This window comes from Luteolibacter flavescens (assembly GCF_025950085.1).
Taxonomy (GTDB): domain Bacteria; phylum Verrucomicrobiota; class Verrucomicrobiia; order Verrucomicrobiales; family Akkermansiaceae; genus Haloferula; species Haloferula flavescens.
Window position 1 is genome coordinate 142,418 of the sequence record NZ_JAPDDS010000002.1, and the last position, 19,343, is coordinate 161,760.

At 65.3% G+C, this 19,343-nt stretch carries 9 protein-coding genes; 1 reads left to right on the forward strand and 8 read right to left on the reverse strand.

Annotated elements, in window-relative coordinates; translation table 11 throughout:
* Positions 1–39: 39 nt before the first annotated feature.
* Complete coding sequence (locus tag OKA04_RS04070) at positions 40–6,225, forward strand: Ig-like domain-containing protein (RefSeq protein ID WP_264499851.1); 6,186 nt, start codon at positions 40–42, stop codon at positions 6,223–6,225.
* A 68-nt stretch (positions 6,226–6,293) separates the two neighbouring features.
* Here OKA04_RS04070 and OKA04_RS04075 read toward each other — a convergent pair whose 3' ends face one another.
* From OKA04_RS04075 to OKA04_RS04110, 8 genes are all read right to left on the reverse strand, one after another.
* A complete protein-coding gene (locus OKA04_RS04075; protein ID WP_264499852.1) occupies positions 6,294–6,761 on the reverse strand; it encodes a hypothetical protein in 468 nt (155 codons plus the stop codon).
* A 126-nt stretch (positions 6,762–6,887) separates the two neighbouring features.
* Positions 6,888–8,663, reverse strand: coding sequence for an autotransporter-associated beta strand repeat-containing protein (locus tag OKA04_RS04080; RefSeq protein WP_264499853.1), 1,776 nt, complete (start codon positions 8,661–8,663; stop codon positions 6,888–6,890).
* A gap of 193 nt (positions 8,664–8,856) precedes the next feature.
* Positions 8,857–9,837, reverse strand: a complete 981-nt coding sequence (locus OKA04_RS04085; RefSeq protein WP_264499854.1) for a hypothetical protein — start codon at positions 9,835–9,837, stop codon at positions 8,857–8,859.
* Entirely contained in the window at positions 9,824–10,510 is a 687-nt protein-coding gene (locus OKA04_RS04090; RefSeq protein ID WP_264499855.1) for a sigma factor, read from the reverse strand. Before OKA04_RS04090 ends, OKA04_RS04085 begins: the two co-directional genes overlap by 14 nt.
* Positions 10,511–10,824: 314 nt before the next feature.
* Positions 10,825–15,906, reverse strand: coding sequence for a DNA repair ATPase (locus OKA04_RS04095; protein WP_264499856.1), 5,082 nt, complete (start codon positions 15,904–15,906; stop codon positions 10,825–10,827).
* 54 nt (positions 15,907–15,960) lie between these two features.
* Positions 15,961–16,380 carry a GxxExxY protein gene (locus OKA04_RS04100; RefSeq protein ID WP_264499857.1) on the reverse strand — a complete coding sequence of 140 codons (420 nt, stop codon included), beginning with the start codon at positions 16,378–16,380 and terminating at the stop codon, positions 15,961–15,963.
* Positions 16,381–16,576: 196 nt separating this feature from the next.
* Positions 16,577–18,655 carry a flotillin family protein gene (locus OKA04_RS04105; RefSeq protein ID WP_264499858.1) on the reverse strand — a complete coding sequence of 693 codons (2,079 nt, stop codon included), beginning with the start codon at positions 18,653–18,655 and terminating at the stop codon, positions 16,577–16,579.
* On the reverse strand, positions 18,652–19,305 hold the full coding sequence (locus tag OKA04_RS04110; protein ID WP_264499859.1) for a hypothetical protein: 654 nt from the start codon (positions 19,303–19,305) through the stop codon (positions 18,652–18,654). The genes OKA04_RS04105 and OKA04_RS04110 overlap by 4 nt, the downstream gene beginning before the upstream one ends.
* Between the last annotated feature and the right edge of the window lie 38 nt (positions 19,306–19,343).

Sequence of the window (19,343 nt, forward strand, 5' to 3'; positions counted from 1 at the left end):
ACCCCCGGGGACGTCGTGGCAGGGCCGCCATCCCGCGAGATGGATGTCACCCTCAATCCCTATGCCGTGGGGCTGACCCTCCCGGGCACCTCGAAGCGAGCGTGGGATGCCGGATACATCCAGACCTTCCGCGACGTGAGGCAAGACTCGCCGGTCCGCTTCGAGCTGACCGACGGGGCCATGGCCGAGGGCGTCGTGAAGATCCTCCAGGCCGAGGACGGCATCGTCTCCTACGTCTCCGGCGTGCTCACGGCACCTGAGAAAGGGACCTTCTTCCTCATCAATCCGCCCGAGGGCGGGATGGCCGGCAAGGCCGTCGCCGTGGTGGAATTCCCCGGAAGCAAGACCGCCTACCGCGTGGAGCCCACCGGCACCGGCGGCGAGCCGGAGCTGTGGAAGCGCCGTCTGGACGAAGTGGTCTGCATGCGCATGGAAGAGGCCGATCCGGAGTGGCTGGCCGAGCACTCGGGCTGCTCCTGCGGCAAGCCCCACGAGATCGCCCCGCTGCGTCCGGACCTGGCACCGAACCACGTGCCGGAGCACAATGACGAGATCATCTCGCTGCAGAGCTACCCGGGCTCGCCCGCGGTGCTGCTGCTGGATTTCGCCGGTGGCTACACGAATGGCTGGGGCGGCGTGGCCTATGCACGGCCGAACGTCAGCAACGACGTCATCAAGGACATCTGGAAGCGCGTCGCGGAGGACTACATGCCCTTCAACATCAACGTGACGACGGACATCAACGTCTACCTCGCGGCACCGCCCGCCAGCCGCCAGCGCTGCTGCTACACCACCACCCCCGTCACCCCGGCAGGCGTGGCCTACTATGGCTCCTGGAACTGGGGCAACGACACGGTCTGCTGGTCGGTCTACAACGTGGGCAAGTCGGCCGCGGAAGTCGGCTCGCATGAAATCGGCCACACGCTCGGCCTGCACCACCAGGGTCAGACGGGCGGCGGCGAATACTACGGCGGCCACGGCAGCGGCGAGACCGGCTGGGCACCCATCATGGGCGTCGGCTACTACCAGCCCGTCACCACCTGGGCGAAAGGCGAGTTTGCCAATGCCAACCAGCCGCAGGACCAGCTCCTGACCATCACCACGGCGAACAACAACGTCACCTATCGGACGGACGACACCGGCGACACGCTGGCGACCTCGCGCTATCTGGAGGTGAACCCCGACAACACGGTCTCGGCCGAAGGCGTGATCGAGCGCACGGCGGACACGGATGCCTTCCAATTCACCACCAGCGGCGGCGCGGTGAACCTGCGGGTGGACCCCGTGGCACCCGGCGACTGGGGAAACCTCGCCACCATGGCGACCCTCGCGGATGCCTCGGGAACGATCATCGCCACCCACAATTCGGCGACCTCCGTTTCGTCCACAATCGCGACCACCCTGACCGCGGGCACCTACACCTTCCGCGTCACCGGCACCGGCAAGGGCGACCCGCTGACGAACGGCTTCACCAGCTACGGCAGCCTCGGCTACTACGCCATCTCCGGCACCGTCGCAGGCGCACGCCAGCCCTCGCGCCTGAGCGTGCTGGAGCGCGCCGCGAACAGCACCGTGGTCGGCACGGTAGCCGCCACGAACCCGAACAGCAGCCCGCTGGTCTACACGATCACCGGGGGCAACACGGGCGGCACCTTCAGCATCAGCAATACCGGCGTGGTGACCGTGGCGAACAACGCGCTGCTGGACTACCACGCGCTGGCTTCGAATCCGGCGCTCTACGCCGCGCAGTTCGAGCTCTTCGTGAACATCACGAACGTCAACAACTCCGCCTACAACGAGACGGCCCGGCGCGTGGTCGTGGCCGTGCAGCAACGCTACGCCCCTGCACCGGGATCGCTCTCCGCGGTGCTGGACAGCAGCCTGCGCGTGCGCCTCGCATGGTCCGGCAGCCTCGGTGCCACGGGCTATAGCCTCAAGCGCTCCACCACTCCCGGCGGACCCTACACGACGGTGGCTACCACCACCGCGACGACCTACTCCGACGGCGGACTCAGCCACGGCGTGACCTACTACTACGTGGTCACGGCAGTGAATGCGAATGGCGAGAGCAACCGCTCCCCTGAAGCACGCGCTCTCGCGATGTCCGCTTCCGGTGGCTTCGAGACTCCCGTGCTGAGCGCGAACACCCATCGCTACCGTCCGGAAGGCAACACCGGTGGATGGACATTCGGCGGCCTCGCGGGCAATGGCAGCGGCATCCTCTCGAATGGCAGCGCCTTCGGCAATCCGGTCGCTCCGGAAGGGACGCAGGTGGCCTTCATCCAGGGCACCGGCTCGATCACGCAGACCTTCTCCGGCTTCACACCCGGCACCACCTACACGCTCTCCTACTTGTCGGCGCAACGCTCCGGCAACCAGCAGACCTGGGACGTGCGGCTGGACAATACGGTGATCCAGTCCGGCTCCGGCGGTGGCTCCAGCTACACGGTCCGCTCCGTCACCTTCACCGCCACGGCGGGGAATCACACGGTCTCCTTCGTGGGAACGAACACGAACGGCGGGGACAATACCGTCTTCCTCGAGAACGTGCGCATTCTGATCGCCTCGCCCGCGATCCCGAACTTCAGCTTCGAGACCCCGAGCGTCGGCAGCGGCTCCGGAGCCTACACCTACACGCCCGCGGGCGGCTCATGGACCTTTGGCGGCTCGCCGGGGAATGGCTCCGGCATCGCGGCGAATGGCAGCGGCTTCTCCAGCCCGGCAGCGCCGCACGGCAGCCAGGTCGCCTTCATCCAGAGCCTGGGGACCCTGTCCCAGACACTCTCCGGATTCACCACGGGCAAGACCTACACGCTGAGCTACCACGCCGCGCAGAGGCCGGGCAGCTTCGGCGGGCAGACGTGGGACGTGAAGATCGGCAGCACGGTGATCCAGTCGAACGGCGTGGGCAGCAATGCCTTCATGGTCTACACGGTGAACTTCACCGCATCCGCCGCCACCCAGACGCTGACCTTTGCAGGCACGAATCTCCTGGGAGGTGACCGCACCGTCTTCATCGACAACGTGACGCTCACACCGAGCGATGCCTTGCAGCCGGTAGCCCCGGTGGTCGCGATGACCAGCCCGGCGAACCAGTCGTCCTTCGCGGCGAATGCCCCGGTGAGCTTCACGGCATCCGTCACCGCGAACGGGAACACCATCAATGCGGTGCAGTTCTTCGTCGGCAAGACGCTGATCGGCCAGGACTCCAGCTCGCCCTACAACTGCGCGTGGACGGAGCCGGTGGCAGGAGCGCACACGGTATATGCCCGCGTGCTCTACAACAACGGGAGCACGGCGGACTCCGCACCACGGGCCTTTGCGGTCTCGCGGCCGAACCAGAACCTGGGCTTCGAGACTCCCGCGCTGGGCGGATCGCAGCACCAGTACACGCCGTCCGGCGCCTCGTGGGAGTTCACCAATTCGGGCATCGCTTCGAATGGCAGCGCCTTCGGCAACGCGGCGGCACCGGAAGGGTCGCAGGCGGGCTTCGTGCAGTTCAAGGGCACGGCCTCGCAGCTCATCACCGGCTTCACGCCGGGCACCAGCTACACCATCTCCTACTCGGCGGCCCAGCGACCGGGCAACGTGCAGACGTGGGACCTGAAGATCGATGGCGCGGTGATCCAGTCATACTCGGGCGGCAGCTCCAGCTATGGCTCGCGCACGGCGACCTTCACCGCGACGGCGGGCTATCACCGGCTGACCTTCGAGGGGACGAACACGAATGGCGGGGACAATACCGTCTTCATCGACAACATCACCTTCTCGCCGCCGCTGGGGACGAATCCCGGCCCGGCGCTGGCGGTGACTTCCTCGCCTGCCACCGCGACCGACGTGACGGGCAGCGATGTCACCTTCGTGGCAGGCTTCGTCACCAGCGTGCCGACCACCTACCAGTGGCAAAAGATCGTGGACGGCCAGGTGACGGACATCTCAGGGGCGACGTCGGCGAGCCTGACGCTGGGCAATCTCCAGCTCACCGATGCCGGGGCCTACCGGCTGCGGGCGACCACCGCGGCGGGCGTATCCGTCAGCGGCGTGAGCAAGCTGACCGTCACCACTCCTCCGGCAGCGGTCGGCGGCGTGGTCACCCACCATGCGGCGCAGACCGGTCTGGGCAATGCCGCCCGGATCTTCTCCGCGACGTGGGACGTGCAGCCCGGCAGCCTGATCGCGACCAAGGCACCCTCGACCACGGGCAGCGGGAACTTCACCAACAGCACCAACGTCCTGACCGATGGCAGCACGGGCCGCTCGACCTACCTGTCCGGCGGGGCCACCCCCACGCAGGTCTCGGCCGGTGGCAGCGCGGGCCAATCGGTGACCTACAACCTGGGTGCAGCCGCCGGCGGCTATGATCTCTCGAAGATCGTGGTCCACGGCAGTTGGCCGGATGCCGGTCGCGACCAGCAGGCCTACACGGTGACGTATGCCACCGCGGCGAATCCGACGACCTTCCTGCCGCTCGCCAGCGTGAACTACAATCCGGAGAACCCGGCAGCGGTCCAGTGCGCGACGCGGACCACACTGGTCCCATCAGGCGCGTCCCCGCTGGCCACCGGCGTGGCATTCGTGAAGTTCGACTTCACCACGCCCTCGCCGGAAAACGGCTGGTGCGGCTACACGGAGATCGCGGTGTATGGCGCGCCGCTGGCACCCGCCATCACGATGCAGACCACGCCCGCCACGGCGGCGGATGTGGTCGGCGGCCAGGTGACCTTCTCCGCCTCCATCACCGGAGCGGCCCCGCTGGCCTACCAGTGGCAGAAGGTGGTGAGCGGAGTGCCGACAGACATCTCCGGAGCGACCGGAGCCACGCTGACGCTCACGAACCTGCAAACCAGCGACACCGCCAGCTACCGGCTGAAGGCGACGAATTCGCACGGCACCATCACCAGCAACTCGGCGGCCCTCACGGTCACCGCCGCACCGGCAGCGGTGGGCAACGTGGTCGCGTCCATCGCCGCACAGACCGGACTCGGGGGGAACACCACCTTCACCCCGAGCTGGAAGCTGGCCGCGGATGGCAGCATCATCAATGGCACGGTGCCCACCAGCGCGGCGGGCAACTTCAGCCTGAACCCGAACGGCAAGACCGCCGCGGACCTCACCATGGTCCGCAGCCTCGCCATCAGCCCGACCATCGGCACCGAGAACAGCTTCAACTACCTCAGCGCCGGCAACGGCAACGGGGCCGGCTCCTCGGTGACCTACACGCTGCCCGCGAGCGCCAACGGCCACACGCTGACGAAGATCGTGGTCCACGGCGGCTGGGCGGATGCCGGTCGCGACCAACAGGCCTACACCGTCTCGTACTCGCTGGTGTCCTCGCCGGGCACCTTCGTCACGCTGCGGTCGGTCAATCACAACCCCGCCAATCCCTCGGGAGTCCAGTCGGCCACGCGCTCGACCTTGACCCCGGCGACCGGCGCGCTGGCGACCAACGTGGCGGCGGTGAAGTTCGACTTCACCACGCCGGGCTCGGAGAACGGCTGGGTGGGCTACGCGCAGCTCGCGGTGCATGGCACGCCAACGGCACCGGCAGCGGTGAACATGGGCCTCACGGCCATCCCCGGCGACTCCCGGGCGATGCTCGCGTGGTCCTCCGTGGCTACCGCCGAGTCCTACAGCGTGAAGCGTTCGACGGTGAGCGGCGGCCCCTACACCACCGTGGGGAGCATCACGGGCACGGAGTACATCGACACCGGCCTGAGCAATGGCACGACCTACCACTACGTGGTGGCGGCGATGACGGGTGGCTTTGAAACCGCCATCTCCGGTGAAGCCACCGTGACCCCGGTGCAGGCTGGCTACGATGCGTGGCTCTCCGCCCATCCGTCGCTGGCCGGAGCCGACCGCTCGCCCGATGCGGATCCCGATCACGACGGCATGCCGAATGGCATCGAGTTCCTGACGGGCACCTCACCGGCCAGCCCATCGGGCACGTCGGCCATTGCCAGCAGCGTGGATGCCTCCGGCAACCTCGTGATCCGCTTCCAGCGGGTGGATGCGGCAAAGGCGTATCCGGTGACAGTGGAGACCACCACGGACTTCGTGGAGCCATGGGCATCCATCCTCATTCCAAACGAGGCCAGCGCCGACCCGGCCGTGACCGTCGTCGAAAACGGGGACGATCCCGATGACATCACCGTGGTCATCCCGGCGAACGGTGCAACGCGGAAATTCGCCCGCGTGCGCATCGCGATCCCGGCGACGCCCTGAATGAACGTAAAGGCACGGAGCCGTGATGGCTCCGTGCCTCACCGCCGCGCCGACCGGTGCGGCGCGACTCAGTAAACGTATTCCATCTCGTCCCCGGATCCGCGGATTTCCGTTCCGTGGGTCCGGGCGGCGGCGGCACCGGGCAAGGCGGAGTGGAAGTCGCCGAAGGCTTTCTGGAATGAGCGGTCCGCAATCTTGTCCCGGCCGATCATCGGCATGCCGGACCCGCGGCCATAGCCCTCGGCCAACACCGTGCGGCCCTCGCTCAGGCGGATGGTGGTGTCGGTATTGATCGGCCCCTCGGCGATGCGGAAGTCGAGCTTCAGCTCGCCCGCGCCGTGGCGCACCGGCTGGTAGCCCTCGCTGCGCAGCGCATTGTCCAGCTCCATCACATGGGTGCGCTCGCGCTCCGAGAGTTGGGCGGGCATTCCCACCGTCACCGGACCGCCTTCCGGCGTGAACTCCGTCCGCCCCGCGCATCCGATGAGCAGGAGCAGCGGCGACGACACGGCGAGCAAGCGGGTGATGAGCTTCATGCCGCCACACTACGAAGCACTCCGGCGCAGACAAGTCCGTGAATTCTCCGCGGATTGCGGGAGCAGGTGGAGGAGGGCTGACCGGCCCGCTCCCCCACCTGCCCTTCGCACCTGGAAATCCTGCGCTCAGCGCTCCACCACCACCCGCAGGAAGCCCTTGCCGGTGAGGCCGTCCGAGCCGCCGAGGCTGAAGCTGCGGTACTCGTAGCCGGTGCCGGCCCCGGGCAAGGTCCCGGTGATCGGTGTGACAGGATGCACCGAGGTGAGGAAGCCGGTGAGATCCTGGCTGCCCTGGATGGTGTAGGTGGTGCCATCGATGGTGGCGGAAACCGACGTGGTGCCGGTGAAGGCGGGCGTGTCCGCAAGCACCGCGATGGTGAGGATGAGCTCGCTCGCAGCGGACGGATCGCCGGGCGCATCGCTGTCCGCGGTCATCACGTGGATTCGACCGTTGTCCGATGGATCGAGCGGGTCGCCATTGAGCGCGAATTCGATGACGTTCGCCTGGCCATCGCCATCCGGATCATCGTTGAGTCCGCTTTCCTTCCCCGGCGTGCCGTCGAGTCCCTTCGCCGCCGCCCACGTCTGGAAGGGATCGCCGGAAGAGCCGCCCACCTGGAGCGTGCCGGAGCCAAAGGTGTAGGGGCCGGGTGCCTGCGCCACGCCACCGACGACCAGACCGGCGACCGTCTCCGTGCCACCATGGGCAAGCACGAGCGACTCCATGGTCTCCAGCCTGACGGTGGAGGCATCATTGAGCACGCCGACCTGTGTGAGGATGAGCACGCCTTCCTCAACGATGGTATCCCCGGCGTAGGAGCCGACGCCCGAGAGCGTCAGCGCGCCCTCGCCCAGCTTCGTCACGGAGCCAACGCCGCTCAAGCCCTGCACGATGGCGACGTCGAAGCCATTGCTGTCGAACTTGAAGCCACCCGCGAGGACGTGCAGGTCGGAGTCGGCAAATGCGGAGAGGTAGCTGGTGCCGCTCTCCTGCGCGATGAGGGTGCCGCCATTGAAATTGATCGTGGTGGTGCCGCCCTGTTTGCCGATCCAGTTCGACTTGAAGGCACCGCCGTCGAGATTGAGCGTGGCGGTGTTTCCCCCGCCGCCCATGAAGCTCCAGAGGCCGGGATTTTCCACGAGGGCGGAGTCCTTGATGGTCAGCACGCCGGTCGTGTTCGTGCCCACGCCGATCTCGGTGACGCCGTTGATGGTGACTCTGCCGGAGCCCTCGATGGTCGCGGTGCCTTGGGAACCCGTGTCGCCCGCGATCTTGAAGTTGCCGCCGTTGCTCTTGTTGATGATGGCATTGTCCTTCACGACCAGCTCGCCGGTCCCGCCCTCGCGACCGACCGCGAACCAACTGGTGCCATTGATCTGCGCGTCGCCGGAAAGCGTGAGCGTGCCATCGCTGCCCGCGCCCTGGCCGACCCAGAATTCATTCGTGTGCGAAATGGTGCCGCCGGAGATGGTTGCGACGCCCACGGAATTCTGGTCGAAGCCGATGGCGATGCGGCCGTCGTAGGCATTCAGAGTGCCACCCGACATCGTGAAGGAGCCTTGGGCGCTGTCGAAGTCGCCGATGGCGAGGAAGACATTGTAGTAGGCATCGCCCATGAGATCCAGCCAGCCACCGGTCATCACGAGGCCGCCGCTGTCGCGCACGATCAAGGCACCGGTGGTCGCATCGATCCCGTCCTGGATGGTGACGACCTGCTCCTCGATGTAGGCGTGGTCGCCATTCGCGCCGAGGGGAGCCTGCGGACTCCAAGTATTGTCCGACCACAGGCCGGCGGCACCGCTCCAGTAGATATCTTCCGCGCGGGACACGAGCGTCATGGACAGCGCCGCACATAACAGCCCGGCGGCATTCAGGGCGTGGGATCCTTGTGTTCTTTTCATGGGTTCGGGGTCGGTTCTTGTCGGGAGGGGTGGGAGTGCAGGACCGCCGGGCAGGCCTGCGACGCGGCCACGGGCCAGCGCCGGAGAGGCCCGCAAACAGGGCTGTCCGTGGGGAAGTGGACGCCACCGCCGGGACCTGACGAAAAATCCCGCGAAAATTTTCCCGCACCCCGTCCCCTGCCACGCCGACGCTTCAGCGCCCGATGACTTCCAGGCTCAAGTCATCCAGGAAGAGCTCGCCATTCTCCGAATAGTTATCCAGCGAGAGGGTCAGGGACTTGCCCTGGAGATCGATCGCGGGCGGCTTCGTATCGAGCCCGGCGGCGAGCACCGTGGGGCCGGTCCATAGCTTTTCGGGAAGCACCATCTCCGCCTCGAAGGAATGCCATCCACCGTCCTCCAGCGGGACCACGATGCCCGCAGCCTCGTACTGCACCATCGCCGGATAGCCCCCCGCGACGAAACGCAGGCTGCAGCGCAGCGTGGGATACACCGCGCCATCGCTGAGGTACCAGCCCCTCACCCTGACCCGCAGCCCGGGTGTCGCGGGCAGCTCCTTGCCCCGGCCATCGAGCAGGAGCTGGTTCAGGAATGCCTGGGGCCTCAGCAGGACGACATTCCTGCCGGACTTCGCGAAGAACTGGCCGCTCGTCATGCGGTTCAGGTCGCAGAGCTGCGAGCCATCGGTGGAAAAGGGGTCCTGCCAGAAAAGGATGGAGTGGCTCACCGGCGAGACGCTCTGGCTGAGGTCCATGTTCTCGAAGTCGCCATTCCGGATGCCATACGCCTTTCCCGCCCGCGCATTCATCCACCAGGCCCCGGCCACGCCGAGCAGCAGGAGGGCGAGCAGCGCGGTCAGCCACGGGGGAAAGAAACGCGACGGCGGCGGCGCGTCCCCGATGCGGATGCGGCGGCTGAGCGTGACCAGCGGATTCCCCGTGCGCGGGTCGAAGGAGACTCGGCGGATCTCCTCCAGCTCCATCGGCTGCGGGTCAAGCGCGTCGCGCATCAGGGCATCGAAGCGCATCGACTCCACGCAGTGGTCGAGCGCGGCGGGATCTCCCTGCAAGCGCTCGTCCAGCCGCCGGCTTTCCTCCGGCGTGATGGTCTGGTCGATGAAGCGCGAAACGAGCAGGCGGAGTTCCGCGTCCGGCTCCTGGTTACTCGGCATCATTCCCGGGGCCCTTGAGCTTGGAGGTGACGCAGACCTTGAGAAGCGCGCGCAGCCGCTCCAGCTTCTTGTAGATCGCGTCCATGGATGAGCCGGTCTTCCGCGCCTCTCCCTTGAGGACGGAAGGATCGCCCTGCGAGGCGTAGCGCAGCTCCAGCAGGCGGCGCGCGGGCGGCTCCAGCGATGCCATGCAGGATCGCAGGGCAGACACGCGGTCGCGCGGCGAATGCGCGTCCCGCAGCTCGAATTCCATCGCGCGGGTGGCGAGTGCGGCGTGGGTCTCCAGGCTGAGCAGCTTCTTCTTCGTGCGGTACTTTTTCCTCACCTCCGCCATTGCGAGGCGCTTCGCACACTCCAGCGAGAAGGCGAGGAATTGCTCGGGTGATCCATCGCGCGGACCCTTCTTCCAGGCGATGAGGGCGACCTCCTGCAGACAGTCATCCACCACGGAGCGATCGCTGAGGAATCCCAGCAGGAAATGCCGGACCGGCGCGTGGGTCTCCATCCAGCGCAGGGAAAACTCGCGCTCCGCCAAGGCACCCGCGCGCTCCGCCAATGCCTCCTCCACCACGCGCATCGCGGCGAAGTCATCGGGTCGTGAGAGCGAAACGGGGTCGGCCATCGCGAGGTCAGGATAAAGCAGGATTTGCACCCCGTCTCCAGTCCGTTCCGACATGGAGATGTGGGAAAGCGCGAAATGTGATGGATGTGAAAATCCGTGTCAGGTTTCCACGTCCCGTGACACTACTCTATTCGGGCCGTCTATCTTGCGCCGTCACCGCGGCACGATCTTCGTCCGGAGAATGAGGTCCGCCACGGTGCGGCGCGGGGGCGCTCGTGCGACGTCTCGGCGATCCCCCATCGCCCGCCGGGCAGTTGCCGGGCGAATCGTGGAAAAGGAGCCGGAAGACCTTAATTGGTTCACGCCCCTGATTCCCCGGGGGAGCGGCCTCCCCCGGTCTGATCGCCCTGCTCGTCGAAGGCGGCGAACTACCCCTGCTTCACATCCGGCTCGAAGGCCAGGGGGGGCTTCTCCGAGGAGTCCACGCTTTCGATGCTGCCGCGGTCGTCCTGCACGGGCACGACTTTGATGTCCACCTGCACGGGGACCGCACGGAGGCCCTCGATGATCGTGCGGAGCTGGCCGATGGTCTGATCGGCCAGCGACTGCGGCGCGGCGTAGCGCTCGCCCGCGCGGGAGATGCCATCCTTGATCGCCTCAAGGCCGTCATTAAACTGCGTGAGCTGCGCGACGACACGGGCGACGGGATCGCTCTCGCCACCGGCCCCGAGCAGCTTGCGCTTGTTGAACTCCTTCTTGATCTGGTCCCAACGCGCGGTCTGGGCCTCGTCTAACAGACCCTCCATTTCGTAGAACTTCAGCAGGTTTGCCTCGGCGGCGGTGGTGAGGTTCTGCGACTCGCCGCGGTAGTGGTCGATCACGATCTGCCGGACTTCCTCGGTCGTCATGAGCGGCAGCACCTTCTCGGTGATGCGGTTCATGTTCCGGTAGGAGCCCTGGAGCTTGAAGGGCGGCTCGGTACGGTAGGCGTCTTCCTGCGCGGCGCTGGCGATGTATTGCAGATTCACCCGCAGGATGGTGTCGCGCACGGAAAGCAGGTGCTTCACCACGGCGAGCATCTCCTCGATCTCGGCGGGCGTGTAATTCCCCTCGAAGTCCGCGCCGTCGCGGCTGCCGGTCTCCGCCACGCGGATGAGCATCAGCACGTCCTTTTGCGAGCGGCTGGCGAGCTTCGACAGCGTAGCATTCGAGGTGAGCGAGTTTTCGATGTAGCTCGCCTTGAAGGCTGCGGCGTGTCCGCCGAGGATGTCACCGAGATTGTAGGTGTCGGCTCGGTTCGCGAGCATGTCCGGGATCTGGAACTTGCCGCCGCTCTCGGTGTAGGGATTGCCCGCCATGACCACGGCGACCTTCCGGCCACGCAGGTCATAGGTGCGCGCCTGCCCCTTCCACACGCCCTCGATCTTCCGCTGGGCATCGCAAAGGCTGATGAACTTCTGCAGGAACTCGGGGTCGGTGTGCTGGATGTCGTCGAGGTAGAGCATCACGTTGTCACCCATTTCCAGCGCCAGGTTCGCGCGCTCGACTTCCATGCGCGCGGAGGCATTCGGCGCCTCGGCGGGGTCGAGCGAGAGCACGCGGTGGCCGAGCGCGGGGCCATTGATCTTCACGAAGGTGAGGCCGAGGCGATTCGCCACGTACTCCATGATGGTCGTCTTGCCATAGCCGGGCGGCGAGATGAGCAGCAGCAGGCCCATGCGGTCGGTGCGGGTATTCGCACCCGCGGTGCCGAGCTGCTTCGCGAGATTGTCGCCGATGAGTGGCAGATAGACCTCGTCGATGAGGCGGTTCCGGACGAAGGCGCTCATCACCTTTGGCTTGAATTCATCGAGCCGCATCTGCTGGCGCTTCGCCCCGGTGAGCTGGGACTTCCGCTCGGCGAGCGCGCGGAAGGCAGCCGCATCGGTACGCTCGTGGCGCTCCAGGCGATCAAGGAATTCGCTGTAGTGGATCTCCAGCGCGCCATCCGCGATCCGCGGGTGGCTGGAGCGCAGGCCCTCCGCACGGAAAGACAGCGGCACGGACTTCACCGCGCGCTGCTCGTAGCCACCGCGCGCGAACTGCACCGCGGCTTCGTCGATCACCGCGGGCAGCAGCTCGGCGGGAGTGTCCGCCAGCGACTCCGGATGGTTCGCGACGAAGCCCGCCAGCCAGTCGCGGGCGATCTCGTAGCGGACAAATGCGGGCGTCTCCTGGTCGCCCAGCAGTTCCTTGAAGACACTCTCCGCGCGCTTGGCCACCAGGACGTGGTGGAACTGGCGGCTCAGCTCGGAAGCCGCGGCGGACACCAGAAAGGCCCCGCCGCCCGCGAGTTCCTCAGAGAGATAGTCCGCCACCTTCGCGGCGATGACATCCGCGAAGAGCCCGTGATCGGCGCTCCATTTCGCGAAGGCATCCGCGAGACGGGACTTCCACGACTCCGTCTCGTCGCCACCGGCGAACAAACTACGACGCTTCCCGTAGGAGGCGAATTGTCCCGCGAGACGCGTCTTCGCAGGATCCTCCCACGATTCCCAGAAGAGCACGGCTGCCGCGCGATCCCGCGGGCCGAAGCGCAGCAGCCCGGCCTCCGCATGGATGGGCAGGAGCTTCTCCAAAATCTTCGCCGCATCCTCGTCGTGGATGCCCTTCGTGTAGCCCTCGGCATAGCGCGGCTGCATGAAGGCCTGCACGGCCGCGAGGAGATTGTCCGTGGTGCTGCCATGGCGGAGGAATTGCCAGACGAGGTACTCCACGCGCGCGACACGCGGGCTCTCGCTCGGCACCTCCAGATCCCACGCATCGCGCGTGGCGAGGAACTCCGCATCGGTGATGGGCTCGAAGAACTTCGTGCCGGTGAGATGGAAGGCCATCGCGTCGTCGTGAGGCACGATGGTCATCTCCAGCGGCTGCGTGTTCACATTGAAGGAATTCTTGCCGAAGCGGATGACATTCTCGCCATCGACGTAGAGGTCCTTCTTGTCCTTGAGCTGGCGCACGCCGTCTTCGCGCAGCGTCTTGAGGCGCGTCTGGAGATCGTCCGCCTTCACCGTGTCGCCGAGCTGCTGGAGCTGGGCGATGAGGTCGCGGACCTTCTCGATCATCGGATCGGTCGCGAAGTACGAATGGATCTCCTCCACCTCGCCAAAGGACGCGACGCGATTCCGGATGCCCGCGAGGATGCGCTCGGCGGACTTGAAGAAGGCACCGGCACGCTTGCCCCGTGCCTCCACGAGCTGCGTGCGGCGACCCTCGAAGGCATCGTAGATCTCCTCGCGGCGCGTGGCGATCTGCTCGATGTATTCGTCGAACTCCGCGAACTTCCCTTCCAGCTCCTCCACCTGCACCATCAGGCGGGTCAGCGATTCGTCGCACTTCTCCGGCGTGTCGCAGAGGTCGAGGTAGTTCGCGAGCGCCTGCGAGAGAAGCTTCATCTGCGCGGCGAATTGCGCCTCGCCCTCGCCGCGAGCGAGCTCCCGGCGCTTGTTCCGCAGCGAACCGCGTGTGCCATTCAGCCGTGCATAGAGGGCCGAGATGCGCTCGATGATGGCGGTGGTCTGCGTCGCGTCGGCGATCTTCAGGCCGCCCACGATCTCGATGAGCATTTCCAGCTCGGTCGCGGCCTGGTCGAGGGCGGTGGCGACCTCGTCGGCTTCCGTGACCTTCGCGATCTTCGCCAGCGCGGCCTCCTGCGTGTCGATGGATGCGGCGTAGGACTTCAGCGAATCCTCGCCTAACAGGAAATCGACGGTGCGCGCGGACACGGCGTCGGTGGTCTCGACCACTTCCTTCTCGAAGCCCGCGATGACCGCCGCATCGGTGTAGCGGACGTCGCGCAGCGAGATGATCTCGCCGCGCAGCTTCCGCAGTCCCGCGAGCTGATGGACGAAGCCATTCAGCGCATCCGGCGGCGAGGTCTTCGTCTCGCGCACGAGCTTTTCCACCGCGGTGCGGACGGCGGTGGTGCGCTCGGTGGCGACGGAGCGGAGCTTCTGGACTTTCTCGAATTCACCGATGGCAGTCTCGCCCGCCTTCTTGATCTCGCGGACCGGTGCGGCGAGCGACTGGCACTCGGCGCGGTCGAGCCAGAAGTAGGCATCGAGCAGGTCGCCCGAGCGCTTCACCACATCGAGGTAGAGGCCGGCGAAGGAGTCGTCCTTGGCCAGCAGCGTCAGTAGCTCGCGCGCCTCGGCCATGCCACGGACCAGCTCGGGATTGCCGATCTTGTAGAGGAAGGAGTCCTTGTTCGTCGCGGCGGCCGTGCTGGTCTCGTCGTCCAAGTACGGCGTCTGCCATATTTGCAGCGCGTGGTGCTTCTGCGGCTGGCCATCCCCGCGGAAGAGCACGAGCTGGCCGCTGCCGAAGAGCGAGTAGCCCGAGCAGACGATGGGCGTCGCCACCGATTGCTGGATGCGGTTGTAGGAAAGCAGGACGTAATCGCCCGCCGCGCGGTTGTAGAAGGAGTAGAGGACGTCCTCACCATTCGAGCTGGCGACCTTGCGCTCGAAGCGCATGTCCATGAGGCCGTGGTCGAAAGTCTTCACCTCCCCGCTCTGCAGCAGGTAGCCATTCGCGAAGATGAGGCCATGGTCATCCGGCAGCAGCACGCAGGAGTCGCCGATGGCATCAATGCGGTGCACCGTCTTCGTCTTCTCGTTGAAGACGAGGTGGCGGTGCATGCTCTCGCGGTAGGGCAGAATCTTCAGCAGGATGAGCGAGCCGACGGTGGCGTAGAAGATCTCCGCGTCATCGAGCGTCTGGTCGCTCTCCGTCACCGGCTCGGAATAGATGCCCTGGCCCGAAGCGGTATTGTCCTCGATCTTCACGGTGAGGTCGCCGCCGACGGTCTCGACGAAAACGCGGTCCTCGATGGAGATGTGCGGGTGGGTGCCAGCGCGGTGCATGCCGCGGTGGGCACGCTGCCACTGGAACTCCTGCTGCGCGGGGAAGACGCACTCGTGGTCGAAGCGATTCCCGATGTACTCGAGCGTCCCATCGCCCTCCAGCCGCCACTTGAAGGCCTTGATGTCATCGACCGTCTTGCCCGCCCGCATCACGAGATACAGGTGCGGGCCGATGATCATGAACTTCTGGAAGACGGCCTCGCGGTAGTACTTGAAAAGGTACGCGAAGTCCTCGGCGAAGCGCGGTCCGGCCAGCACGTCCTCAACCGGCAAGGCGGTGAAGGCACGCGACTCGGTATCGAACTCATACGCGGCGAAGACGTCCTTGATGTCCGTCGTCTGCTTCAGGCCGAACTGGATATTGTAACCGAAAAGGAAGCGCCGCTTGCCGATCGCGACGAGGTCGCGGGCCACGCAATTGTGCTCGGTGGACACGCGCTCGGTGGCGAGCAGCGCCGTCTCGATGCCGCCGAACACCTCGAGGCGCTCGGCATTCAATGCATCGAGTCCGCTCCGCAGCGTCGCGGCGTGCTTGTCCAGCCGGGCGCGGATGACTTCATACGCGCCACCTTCGAGCTGGTCGGGCTTGGGAGATTCTTCAGACATGGGATTAACCGCGAAAGAACGCGAAAATGCGCGAAATCTAAAAGGCAAGGAAAGTCAGTTGAGATCAGGGGGCTCGCTTCGCTCCCTGATCCAGTCGGTGAGAACGATCCGCTCCCACTCAAGTCCACCGAGACGACCGAAGTTCACGAGAAGACCGAGCTGGAAGCCTGTAGCCCTGAGATAATTGATCACTTGGGCACGATGCTCGTCGATGAGGCACTTCGCGACCTTCACTTCGAGCACGATCTTCGAGAACATCACGAAGTCAGCTTCATAGGACTGCTTCAGCGGCTCACCTTTGTAGACAAGGGCAAGACCGGGATGGTGGACGTAGGGCAGATTCCTCCAGCGAAACTCCTTCTCGAGGCACTCGTGGTAGATGGGTTCGTAGAAGCCGATTCCCATCTCCTTGTAGACCTCGAAGCAGGCACCCATGATCTCATAGCTCTCCTGCTTGTAGAGTAGCTCGCTCATTGGTTCGGGAGGAAGGAGGAGAGCCGCGAAGTCATACGAAGGGACGCGAAATTTGAAGAACTCCAGGAAGACGTCTCATCACTCTTCCTTTCCCTGCCTTTCAGATTTCGCGCATTTTCGCGTTCTTTCGCGGTTCAATCTTTGGTGCGAACCACGGGCCGGGCATCGCTACCCGACCCGTGGCAAATCCATTCATTCAGCCAAGCACCTTCGCGGCGTTCTGGTCGGCGAGGCCGAAGCGGTCGGCGGCACCGAGCAGGCTGATGAGCTTGCTGCGGGTTTCACCGTTCGCACTGCCGAGGAACTGCGCGATGGCCGCACCCACGGTGAGGTTCTTCACGTCCTCGCTGCTGATGCCGAACTGGCCGGCCCATTCGCGGAGCTGTGACTTGAAGTATTCCGGATCCCCGTTGAAGAAGGTCTCCTTCACATCGTGCAGCACCTCGCTGTGGGCGACCATGCGGTCCACCGACTTGCCGCGGGAGATGGCCCCGGCGATCTGGTCGAAGAACTTGCTCTCGCCACCGATGATCTCGATCTTGGCGGACTTCATCGCCTCGCCCATGACCTTGGCCTGCGCCTCGGCGATGTCCTTCTGGATATTGATCCCGGCAAGCTCGATGGCCTTTTCCTTCTCCAGCTTGAGCTTGAATTCCTCGTGGGCCTGTCCGGCTTCCTCGAGCAGCTTCATCGCCTCGGCCTTCTTGTTGATGCCCTCGGCCTCGGCCTCGAACTTCAGGCGGCTGACCTCCGCCTCGGCGGTGCCCTGCTTCTGCGCGGCATCGGCCTTCGCCAGCATGACCTCGGCTTCGCCAAGTCCGGGCGCGGCGGTTTCCTTCGCGGTGGCTTCGGCGAGCTGCTTCTTGGCAAATGCCAGCTTCTCGCTCGCGGACTGCTCGGCCTCGGCGGAGATGACGACCTGCTCGGCCTTCAGCTCGGCAGCCTTCTTGTCGGCCTCGGCGGCCTTCACGCGCTCGTAGAGATCCTGGTCGGCACGCAGCTTCGCGGCCTCCTGGCTGGCCTCAGCTTCCTTCACCTTGCGGATCATTTCCTCCTGCGCCACGGCCTCGGCCAGGGTGACGGTGACCTGCTTCTGACGGTCAGCGCCGGCAAAAGCCTCGGTGTCCTTGATGCGCTCCTGCTCGACCACGACGAGCTTCTCGACCGCGACGCGCTCCTTGATCACGTCCTGGATCGCCTTCTTCTCGATCTCGACGGCCTTCTCCTTTTCGATCGACTTGAGCGAGGTGACGCGCTCGCGCTCGATGGCCTCCAGCTCCTGGTCGCGCCTCACGCGCTCGATCTCGACCACGTCGGTGCGCTCCTTGTTGCGCAGGGCGACGAGGACCTGGCGTTCCTTGTTCTGGGTGGCGACGTCGATCTCCTCCTGCGCGGCGATGCGGGCGCGCTCGGCCTTCTGGCGCTCTTCTTCCTGCACCTTCATCGTCTCCGCCTGTTCGCGGGCACGCACGCTGTCCACCTCGCGCTTCTGCTTCGCCTCGGTCTCGGAAAGCTGGCGCTCCAGCTCGAGGATCGCCTCGCGGGCTTCCACGTCCTGCTGCTTGATGACCTTCTCCTTGTCGCGCTGGATGTGGTTCGCGAGCTTCGCCTGCGTGGCGGTGAGTTCGGTGATCTTCTTGATGCCCTGCGCGTCGAGGATGTTGTCCGGATCAAGCGCTTCGATCGGAGTCTGCTCGAGGTAATCGATCGCGGCGTCATCGAGGACGAAGCCGTTCAGGTTCGTGCCGATGATCTTGATGATCTCGTCGCGGAAGGTTTCGCGCTCTTCATACAGCTCGGTGAAATCGAAGCGCTTGCCGACGGTCTTCAATGCTTCGGAGAACTTCGCGTCAAAGAGCGAGCGGATCTCCTCGGTATTCGACGCGCGATCACAACCGACCGACTGAGCCACGCGCAGCACGTCTTCGTCGGTCTGATTCACACGAACGAAGAAGGCGACCTTGATGTCCGCGCGCATGTTGTCCTTGCAGATCAGGCCGTTCTTCGCGGTACGGTCGATCTCCACGCGCTTGAGGGAGATGTCCATGGTCTCCATCCTATGGAACACGGGGACCATCATCATGCCATTGAAGCTGACCTTGGTGCCACCTGCGCCCGTCCGAATCAGAGCCTGGCCTCTCTGGGCCTTGCGATAGAGCATCGAATAAACGAGGCCCAGCACCGCGAAGGCAGCGATTATCGCACCGAGCGCCAACGCGCCTATCGTTACGATTTGTTGGGTGGAGTTTTGTGCGAGCAGGGATGGCAGGTTCATAAGGATTGGGGTGGGATAGAGTCGGAGATTGAGCGGACGATGTAGATGCCGGTATCGGCATCATGCGCGATCACGATGACCTCGGTATTCTTCGGAAGGGAAAGGGTGCCGGTTGCGACCTTGGCATTCAGCAGCAGCGGTGCGCCCTGCATCTCGATCTCGACCTGTCCGGTGCGCTCATCGACCCATGCGGTGCGCACGAGGCCCGTGCGACCGACAACGGGAGGATGCTTCTCATCATCGGCGCGCAGCATGCGGAAGAATGGCTTGAGCGGTGCGACCACATACCGGGTCATGACCACCGATGCCACCAGCGAGACCCCCATGATCAAGCCTCCCGTGAGACCGGACTGGGAGGCATCGAACCACACATTCCCGATCATGGTGCAAGCCCAGAGCAGGATCACCAGCACCGTCAGGACGAACATGAGCGGAACATCCGTGGCGTTCACGAATCGCAGGGCTCCATGGAACCAATGTCCACCGGATGAGTCGCCGCCATCCGGGCCGTCGGCGTCGATATCGACATCGAGGAAATCCAGATCCAGCGTGCCCAGAAGATTCAGCAGCCAGTAGAGCGCGACCGGGACCAGCAGTAGGGTCAACGGCAGCACCTGAGGACTGATGGCGAGGTTCCAGATTTCCTTCACGACGCAAGCATTCCAGACAAAGCCTCTGAAATGCGCGA

Bases quoted from the DNA above. Each gene is read 5' to 3' on its own strand.
- OKA04_RS04080 (WP_264499853.1), bottom strand. From the start codon at position 8,663: ATGAAAAGAACACAAGGATCCCACGCCCTGAATGCCGCCGGGCTGTTA.
- OKA04_RS04105 (WP_264499858.1), bottom strand. From the start codon at position 18,655: ATGAACCTGCCATCCCTGCTCGCACAAAACTCCACCCAACAAATCGTA.
- OKA04_RS04090 (WP_264499855.1), bottom strand. From the start codon at position 10,510: ATGTCGGAACGGACTGGAGACGGGGTGCAAATCCTGCTTTATCCTGAC.
- OKA04_RS04070 (WP_264499851.1), top strand. From the start codon at position 40: ATGGATGTCACCCTCAATCCCTATGCCGTGGGGCTGACCCTCCCGGGC.
- OKA04_RS04095 (WP_264499856.1), bottom strand. From the start codon at position 15,906: ATGTCTGAAGAATCTCCCAAGCCCGACCAGCTCGAAGGTGGCGCGTAT.
- OKA04_RS04100 (WP_264499857.1), bottom strand. From the start codon at position 16,380: ATGAGCGAGCTACTCTACAAGCAGGAGAGCTATGAGATCATGGGTGCC.
- OKA04_RS04075 (WP_264499852.1), bottom strand. From the start codon at position 6,761: ATGAAGCTCATCACCCGCTTGCTCGCCGTGTCGTCGCCGCTGCTCCTG.
- OKA04_RS04085 (WP_264499854.1), bottom strand. From the start codon at position 9,837: ATGATGCCGAGTAACCAGGAGCCGGACGCGGAACTCCGCCTGCTCGTT.